This is a genomic window from Acinetobacter sp. YH12227 (genome assembly GCF_013417785.1).
GTDB lineage: Bacteria > Pseudomonadota > Gammaproteobacteria > Pseudomonadales > Moraxellaceae > Acinetobacter > Acinetobacter gandensis.
Window position 1 is genome coordinate 1 of sequence record NZ_VPDH01000105.1, and the last position, 8,179, is coordinate 8,179.

Here is an 8,179-nt window from a genome sequence, read left to right on the forward strand (position 1 = left end):
TTTGTGCCATTTTTCTTTATACTGTCACTTAGGCAGGCTGGACACTTGATTTCTAGAGTTATTCGCATTTCTCTATTTTATCAAAATCCAACCTGCTTTTTTTCAGCATACTTTTTGAAACACCACCAGATTTCGTAGCTTAAGTTTGGTTGAAGGTCATTGGGAGTTTTTTAGACGCTATATGGCGGGTGAAGACATAGAAAAATTAAAAAATAATATTCATTACTATGCTCCTAATGTTATTTACCGTAAAGAGATAGCAAGTGAAACTTGGTTTAAACTTAAACTACTAAGATTTTCAGAGCGAGATTATTTAACAAATCAAGTGAAATTACCTTCTGACTACAATTTAAATCTTTTGATTTTTGGTATTCCTCAATTCTTAATTAGAAGGCTTTGTGTGAGAACATCTAAAATCCCTCAAGTCCCTCGAGAATGGATCAATTAAATTTTAAATGATATTTTTAATCGGCTTTGTTGCACAAAGATTTTAAATGCAAAGCGCCCCTAATTGAGCCAAATTTAAGGCGTAACTTGGGTAAGTGGTCGACCTAATTCCGTAAATCTGTTAAGGACTGCTACACGTGCATGGATCTCATTCACTTGACTATCAAAACTCCTTGCACTGAGTTTATCTCCTAATAATTTTATGCAATGCATCTTAGTTTCAACCAAACTTCGCCGATGATAGCCTGACCATTTTTTCCATAGTGTCCTGCCTAAACGTTTAATTGTTCGAAGTAATTCATTTCGCTCTAGCGAGCTACTCTTTGTATCTTTCCATGGTTTCGCATTTTTTCTAGGTGGAATCACCGCATGCCCTTACCGATCTGCAATGACCTGACGGCATCGTTTTGTGTCATAAGCACCATCTGTATAGGCAGAATCGATTTGTTCATCTAAAGGGATTTGAGCAAGTAAATCTTCCAGTACCTGTGAATCACTGACATTATTTGCGGTGAGTTGTACAGCACGTATTTGAATGGTTTCAGTATCGATACCAATATGAAGCTTACGCCATTGGCGGCGATTTTCAGGTCCATGTTTCTGACGCTTCCATTCACCTTCATCTAAAAACTTTAGGCCAATAGAGTCTACGAGTAGATGGAGAGCACCACTACTTTTTGATATCAAATTGCAATATCGATATGCCTTTGTCTTCTGCTAATGATGGAATAATCTGGAGCTTTCCTATCTAGACCACACTTTTTTAATCAGGCTTTGAACAAAGACGCTGACCATCCGAAAGAAAGACGAAATAGGGATTTAATCATTAAGCAACATTGGATGGCTGCGTCGGAGTAGGTTTGATTTCGCCCTTGTTTGCCTTTTGATGGCGCATACCATTGCGTAGCAGGATCAAACCAAAGGGCAATATTTCCGCGACTCATGAGTGCTCGGTTATATGCGGGCCAATTGGTTGTGCGGTAGATTTTGTGTGTAGGCTTCTTCATTTGAAAATTATATCGCTGAAAAAGCCTTTACAGATAGGTTTGTGCAACAAAGCCCTTTTTGGATAGCCAATGGCAATATCGACATACCTTAAGCAGTGTTATATAGCTGTATTGGACTAAGTTTGATTTGATCCATTTTTTCTTGCGGATGAACATACCATTGAGTCAAATAATCAAACCAGATAGAAATATTGCCTCGGATAATTAAGGCTCGGTTACGAGGTCTGTAAAACAAACTCATTACAGAATAGTGATTAACTATCACTGATTTTTGTAGCTTAATACAGACTTTAACAGTGGTTACTTTTTTGGTTATTTAAACTTACACACTCACAATAATTTTTATAAAAAACATATATATAAATATTTATGTGATGCGTAATATACGCATCACATAAGAATGCTTATTTTTGATATAATTACGATAATAGGGATCATTATGCTGGTTTATAAAAATTTATGAGTCTTACGGAAACACAAGTACGAAAGTCATATCCAAAAGAAAAAATTTACTTTTTAGCTGATGATGATGGTTTAAGCTTAAAAGTCGATCCTAATGGAAAAAAGTCTTGGAGTTATCGATACTCAATTGTAGAAACGGGTAAAAGACCACGAATCACTCTAGGTACTTATCCAGAGATGAATCTCAAAGAAGCTAGAGTGGCCAGAGACTCCTATAAGGCAACTAAATTTTCTACACAAAATTTAGTTCAGGAGAAAATTCAAACTTTTAAAGTTGTTTGTGAAGAATGGTTAGAGTTTAAAACAAATAATTCATTTAAAGATCAACCACGTGGTGGTGTAATCCAATTGGCGAATACATGTTTAATAAATGACATTTATCCCGTTATTGGTGATATAGATTTTAGTAAAATTAAAAGAACTGATTTAGTTAAGGTAATTAAGCACATTGAAAATAGGGGAGTTAAGGAACCTGTAAAAAAAGCGTATAGCTATTTAAATCAAATCTATGATTTTGCAGTTGCAATGGGATACTGTGATTATAATCAAGCTTATGGTCTCAATAAAATATTATTGAAAGGGAAATTAAAGAAAAATTATCCCTATTTAAAAGATGAAGAAATTTCTAATTTTATTCTTAGAATAACTCAACTAAATACAGATCCGATTATAAAAAAAGCAATCCTATTTAAATTATATACTGGAGTCAGGGGGGCAGAGTTATTGTCTGCAGAACCTCATCATTTTGATTTTGACAACAAAATTTGGAAAATACCTGCTTTACATATCAAGCAATATCGTCGAAAAGTGATAGCAGGTTATGATATTCCAGATTTTTTAGTCCCGTTATCATCGCAAGCGGTGAGCATTGTTAGATCTGCACTAGAATGGTCACAAGGCGATCGTTATGTTTTTGCCAGCCCCAAAATTAAAGATAAGCCATTGCATTTTAACACAATAAATTCAGCCATTCGTAAGATGGGATATAAAACAAATGAGCTATCCTCACACGGTTTAAGATCAACATTCAGTACTATTTTAAATGATTCTGGCTTATTTCAAGATAGTTGGATTGAGGCTCAGCTTTCACATGTAGATAAGAATAAAACACGTGCTAGTTATAACCATGCAGATTATATTCAACAAAGAGCTGATATGATGCAGTGGTGGGGTGACTATTTAGAAAATAAATCAAAATCTAGTTTATAGGTAATTTAAATTAAACTATTTTGATTTAATAATAAATTTTAAACCAAATGCATTTAACAACTTATTTATAGAATCTAATGTTGGATTACTATCAGGTTGCTCCATTTTCTGTAAAGTCTGTGGTGCTATTTTAGTAATTTTACTCATTTCATTTAATGTTAAATGTAGTTCTTTTCTAATGTATGATGCAATCTGGTAAATTTGCCACTCAGGATTGTTATTTATATTTTCTAAGACTTGTAAGCGTTTATTCATTTGCTCGATTGCCGTCATAGGCTTATAACGTTTATCCATTAGAAAGCTCCTGAATCTGTTGGCATATATTTAATATACGATGATGACTATTTTGTAGAATCTCATCATCTATATTTATTTTTTTCATTTCATCGAGCAAATTTTCATACAGTGGCAATTGTTGAATCATTGTATGTTTAATTTCAGTTGAATCTATTCCTGTACATTCTTCTATTTGCGTTATGACAGATCCCCATATAGGCATTCCTCCATGGTCATCTTTTTCCCAACGTGTAGTACGTGCAATTCCGTCAGGATGAAGCCACATTGGTGCAAAATCGAAGAGGGGTGTTAATTGAATTGTGCCGTCATTTAAACGTTGAATTGCGGTATTACGGGTATGATTATCTTTATTTCCTAATGCAACATTAGCGATATCTCGTTTCAAATATTCAAAAATTTCAGCTTTTGGTGATGAGCAACATTCCATGATCAATGTACAGATTTGATTATGTGTCATTTTAACGCCGAAGCCAGCTTTACCACTTAAAGAGGCTAGGCTTTCTTGTGCAACTCTTTCGACTTTACCATTGATAATTTGGCGATCAAAACGTGGAATAAATAGCGTTCTCTGGTGAAGTTCCAAGTCCTTGAACACTCTTAGACCTAAATACCGAGCTATTTTCATGTAAATTGCTTCATGTAACAGTATTTTTTCCAGTTTTTGATCATTTCCACGACTAAATTTAACTAGCCAATGCTTTGCTGCTAGTTCATCTGGAAGACTGTGATCTAAATAAAACAGACCATCATATCCTTGTGTTAGTAATAGTTTAGGCCATTCACCTTGAACACCTGAAGAACCAGCAACAAATAAGCCATATGATGCAAGTGACTCAATGAAATCTTCTTTCCTTTCAATTATTTCGCTTAGGCTAAATCCACGAGGTTTCACTGTCGGAAAATGATCTTGAAGCCAGTCATAAGCTTCTTTAATTCGTAGATTACCAATAGGATTACCTGCCCCAGATTTCAGTAGGGGCCAATCAGCTTGTTCTTCTGCATTAATTGAAAAACCCAGCTGATTTAAAAGCTCCTTTCGCCCATAACCTTGAGGTAGCAAGTCCATGAGAAATGCTGGCCATTGGTTTTCTAAGTTGTTTTGTACATTGACTGGAAATTGGAATGATAGAGCATGACCATCTCTTAAATCCATATGTTCAATAGCATATTCAAATAAGTATGACGTTCGTGTAGATGCTCTCCAGCCCTGCTCTTGATTAGCAATTAATTCAACGATAGCGCAATCTTGCCATTCGTTATTTTGAAAAATTTGAAGTGTGCAATATTGATTCATATATGTATTAAAATAAAAAATTAGTGTCTATTTTAAGAAGTATTTTTTTATTATAGTAGATATTTGTTGAATATAATACTGTGATCTTGAATTATTTAGGTTGACTAAAAGCAATCGTATTAAGAGAGCTATAAAATTTTTCATATCTTTTCATGGCTTTGTGTCATAAATATTTAAAAGCTGATTCCCTAAGCCATTCAAATTTAAGTGGCACATTGGGTGTGAGGTCTACCTAATTCCGTAAATTTATTCAGTACGGCTATACGGGCATATATTTCATTTACTTGACTTAAAAAATGCCTGGCTGACAACTTATCGCGTAATAATTTCATACAATGCAACTTAGTTTCGACCAAACTGCGACGGTGATAACCCAACCATTTTTTTTAGGATTCTACCTAAATATTTAACCGTTTAAAGCAACTCATTTCGTTGTATTGAACTGATTTTAGAATCTTTCCAGGGCTGGCATTCTTTCTGAGTGGTATGACTACATGTGCTTGACCTTCTGATATCACTTGCCTGCAGCACTTTATGTCATACGCCACATCGCTATAGATAGAATCCATTCGGTCATCTGGTCATGATTTGATTTAGTAAATCACCGGCTTTGTTGCACAAAGATTTGAAATACAAAGCCCCCTAATTGAGCCAAATTTAAGGCGTAACTTGGGTAAGTGGTCGACCTAATTCCGTAAATCTGTTGAGGACTGCTACACGTGCATGAATTTCATTGACTTGGCTATCAAATTTTCTTGCACTGAGTTTATCCCCCAATAATTTGATGCAATGCATCTTAGTTTCGACCAAACTTCGGCAATGATAGCCGGACCATTTTTTCCATAATGTCCTGCCTAAACGTTTAACTGTTCGAAGTAATTCATTTCGCGCTAGCGAGCTGATCTTTGTATCTTTCCATGGTTTCGCATTTTTTCTAGGTGGAATCACCGTATGCGCTTGCCGATCTGCAATGACCTGACGGCATTGCTTGGTGTCATAAGCTCCATCGGTATAAACAGAGTCAATCTGCTCATCTTGTGGAATCTGATCGAGTAAATCACCAAGCACTTGTGAATCACTCACATTATTTGTAGTGAGTTGAATAGCGCGTATTTGAAGGGTTTCAGCATCTATACCAATATGCAGTTTACGCCATTGGCGACGATATTCAGGTCCATGTTTCTTGCGTTTCCATTAGCCCTCACCTAGAAACTTCATGCCTGTAGAGTCTATGAGTAGATGCAGCCCATCGCTACTTTTTTGGTAGCTGATTGCAATATCAATATGCTTTTGTCTTCTACAAAGCGTACTGTAATCTGGTGCGGTCCAATTTAATCCACAAAGTTTAATCAGACTTTGCACAAAGCCAGTGACCATACCTAAAGATAGACGGAATAAGGATTTAATCATTAAGCAGCATTGGATAGCTGCGTCGGAGTAGGTTTGATTTCGCCCTTGTTTGCCTTTTGATGGAGCATACCATTGCGTAGCAGGATCAAACCAAATGGCAATATTTCCGCGACTCATGAGTGCTCGGTTATATGCGGGCCAATTGGTTGTGCGATAGATTTTGTGTGTAGGCTTCTTCATTTGAAAATTATATCGCTGAAAAAGCCTTTACAGATAGGTTTGTGCAACAAAGCCATTACGCAATCTAAAAAGTCGAGAGTATTCGCTGCTGTTCGGTGTTTATATATCCTTAAAACGCGATATCGTGTGTAGTCATCGATAGATGTGTACTGATATAGCCCAGGACCCAGTTTACAGGGATCCATTTGAATTCTATCGCCTGGTAATGGGCGTTCATAACGAATAAAATCTGCTCTACGACGAAATTTTTATTGGTTTGACTTGATGGGAGGATAGTACTTTATGGATAGACGCTAAGGACAGCGAGACTCCGTGCAGCCTCATCAATTCTGTTTGCAAACGTCGGGCACCAAGATTTCTAGCTGAACGTATTTCTAATATTTAGACTTCTAGCTCAGCACTGATTTTAGTATTTGGCGATTTTAAGGGACGTCTACTCTGGCTACTTAACCCATCAATACCTTGCTCAGAATATCGTTTCCACCACTTGCGTAACGTTGGTCTGGAAATGCCACATCTCCGACAGACTAGGCCAGCATCATTGGTCTCTTCAAATAATTTAACCCATACGAGTCTTTGTTGAATTTCTCTGTTCATAGACACCCATTAGATTGAAATGATGTCTATGAATCACACACCTAAACTAAGGCTGATCGGCAATCAATTCACATTGGTTAATGAGCTTAATCAAAGTGTTTTGCACATATTCTTCAAACTCAATACCTTGTTCTTCCGATATTTTTTCAATTTTTTTAAGAACATCACTATCTAATTCAAATTCTATTTTCTCTGATGTTTCCATTAGTAAATCATAGTTATTTTCGACCATTTTTTTGAACATTTCTTCTAAGTTGTTTCTCGATGATACCTTGAAAGATAGTCGTAAAGAGCTATTAATAATTTCAACATGAGTATATCCAATATATTCAGTCAATTTTCCTACAAATCCTAAATGCTTCATAATAATGCTCAAATATACTGAAAGGAAATAGCTCTCTACTAATAGCTATGTAAATTAAGCTAAACTTTCCTTTACAAACGTTGGATCAACAATAAATAACCTAATTAATGATGTTGCTGCACCAGAAGGTCTTCTCACACCTTGTTCCCAAGATTCTAATGTACGTTTGGAAACACCAAGGAGCTTAGCAAACTGTTCTTGTGTCAGCTGTGCCTTTCTACGTGCTAAAGCTACATCTGTTTCAGTAATTACTGTTCTTTTTGCAGCATTATTTGCCAACATATCATCGATGCCTTGTAAGATTTCAGCTTCAATATCTCTTGTTGCTTCAAAGGCTTCTAGTTCTTTTTCAGTCATTAAACGAGTCATTTAATTTCTCCACCAATACTTGAAGGGTTTTCTTACTAAGTTGTACCGTTTGCTTTTTACTGTACAAGGTTAATAACCAAATCTCTCCATTCGTTAAACGATTAAAGTAGATGACTCTGACACCACCACTTTTGCCTCGACCACCGCTAGTCCATCTGATCTTACGAATGCCACCCGAATTAGGTTCGACATCCCCGGCCTCAGGATTTAATGCCAAGAATGTTTTAAATTCCTCATATTCTTCCTGAGTCCAATAAACAAGACAGTATTTGGTAAATAAAGGGGTTTCACATATTGTATACATTGCTTGTGTTTATACTACCTTGTAGTAGTTTATTTTATACTACTTTGTAGTACTTTTAAATATGAATGTGTAATTCGTAGGGGCTTTGTTGCACAAACCTATCTGTAAAGGGTTTTTCAGCGATATAATTTTCAAATGAAGAAGCCTACACACAAAATCTACCGCACAACCAATTGGCCCGCATATAACCGAGCACTTATGAGTCGCGGAAATATTGCCATTTGGTTTGATCCTGCTAC

The 8,179-nt window shown here is 36.0% G+C and carries 7 protein-coding genes and 5 pseudogenes; 3 read left to right on the top strand and 9 right to left on the bottom strand.

Features of this window, described 5'->3' with window-relative positions; all coding sequences use genetic code 11:
* Positions 1-181: 181 nt before the first annotated feature.
* Entirely contained in the window at positions 182-448 is a 267-nt protein-coding gene (locus FTV09_RS16175; protein WP_180058886.1) for a hypothetical protein, read from the top strand.
* 74 nt (positions 449-522) lie between these two features.
* Here FTV09_RS16175 and FTV09_RS16180 read toward each other — a convergent pair.
* Positions 523-1,454, bottom strand: a pseudogene (locus FTV09_RS16180) (IS5 family transposase).
* Between the two features lie 459 nt (positions 1,455-1,913).
* Between FTV09_RS16180 and FTV09_RS16185 the strand changes: the two are divergent.
* Positions 1,914-3,125, top strand: a complete 1,212-nt coding sequence (locus FTV09_RS16185; protein WP_180058887.1) for an integrase arm-type DNA-binding domain-containing protein — start codon at positions 1,914-1,916, stop codon at positions 3,123-3,125.
* Between the two features lie 15 nt (positions 3,126-3,140).
* On the opposite strand, the gene FTV09_RS16190 is transcribed toward FTV09_RS16185, so the two are convergent.
* The 8 genes and pseudogenes from FTV09_RS16190 to FTV09_RS18260 form a co-directional block, all read right to left on the bottom strand.
* Positions 3,141-3,419: a helix-turn-helix domain-containing protein gene (locus FTV09_RS16190; RefSeq protein ID WP_004871362.1), complete on the bottom strand. Its 279-nt coding sequence runs from the start codon at positions 3,417-3,419 to the stop codon at positions 3,141-3,143.
* A complete protein-coding gene (locus FTV09_RS16195; RefSeq protein ID WP_121523298.1) occupies positions 3,412-4,716 on the bottom strand; it encodes a type II toxin-antitoxin system HipA family toxin in 1,305 nt (434 codons plus the stop codon). The genes FTV09_RS16190 and FTV09_RS16195 overlap by 8 nt, the downstream gene beginning before the upstream one ends.
* A 203-nt stretch (positions 4,717-4,919) precedes the next feature.
* A pseudogene (locus FTV09_RS16200) lies at positions 4,920-5,322 on the bottom strand (transposase); the annotation flags it as partial.
* A gap of 51 nt (positions 5,323-5,373) precedes the next feature.
* Positions 5,374-6,306: pseudogene (locus FTV09_RS16205) on the bottom strand (IS5 family transposase).
* Positions 6,307-6,338: 32 nt separating this feature from the next.
* Positions 6,339-6,903 (bottom strand): annotated as a pseudogene (locus tag FTV09_RS16210) (helix-turn-helix domain-containing protein); the annotation flags it as partial.
* Between the two features lie 46 nt (positions 6,904-6,949).
* A complete protein-coding gene (locus tag FTV09_RS16215; protein ID WP_180036203.1) occupies positions 6,950-7,267 on the bottom strand; it encodes a hypothetical protein in 318 nt (105 codons plus the stop codon).
* A gap of 54 nt (positions 7,268-7,321) precedes the next feature.
* On the bottom strand, positions 7,322-7,636 hold the full coding sequence (locus FTV09_RS16220) for a DNA-binding transcriptional regulator (protein WP_152873599.1): 315 nt from the start codon (positions 7,634-7,636) through the stop codon (positions 7,322-7,324).
* Entirely contained in the window at positions 7,617-7,940 is a 324-nt protein-coding gene (locus tag FTV09_RS18260; RefSeq protein WP_152873598.1) for a transcriptional regulator, read from the bottom strand. Before FTV09_RS18260 ends, FTV09_RS16220 begins: the two co-directional genes overlap by 20 nt.
* 135 nt (positions 7,941-8,075) lie before the next feature.
* Between FTV09_RS18260 and FTV09_RS16225 the strand changes: the two are divergent.
* Positions 8,076-8,179: pseudogene (locus tag FTV09_RS16225) on the top strand (IS5/IS1182 family transposase); the annotation flags it as partial.

Bases quoted from the DNA above. Each gene is read 5' to 3' on its own strand.
- FTV09_RS16190 (WP_004871362.1), bottom strand. From the start codon at position 3,419: ATGGATAAACGTTATAAGCCTATGACGGCAATCGAGCAAATGAATAAA.
- FTV09_RS18260 (WP_152873598.1), bottom strand. From the start codon at position 7,940: ATGTATACAATATGTGAAACCCCTTTATTTACCAAATACTGTCTTGTT.
- FTV09_RS16185 (WP_180058887.1), top strand. From the start codon at position 1,914: ATGAGTCTTACGGAAACACAAGTACGAAAGTCATATCCAAAAGAAAAA.
- FTV09_RS16220 (WP_152873599.1), bottom strand. From the start codon at position 7,636: ATGACTCGTTTAATGACTGAAAAAGAACTAGAAGCCTTTGAAGCAACA.
- FTV09_RS16215 (WP_180036203.1), bottom strand. From the start codon at position 7,267: ATGAAGCATTTAGGATTTGTAGGAAAATTGACTGAATATATTGGATAT.
- FTV09_RS16175 (WP_180058886.1), top strand. From the start codon at position 182: ATGGCGGGTGAAGACATAGAAAAATTAAAAAATAATATTCATTACTAT.
- FTV09_RS16195 (WP_121523298.1), bottom strand. From the start codon at position 4,716: ATGAATCAATATTGCACACTTCAAATTTTTCAAAATAACGAATGGCAA.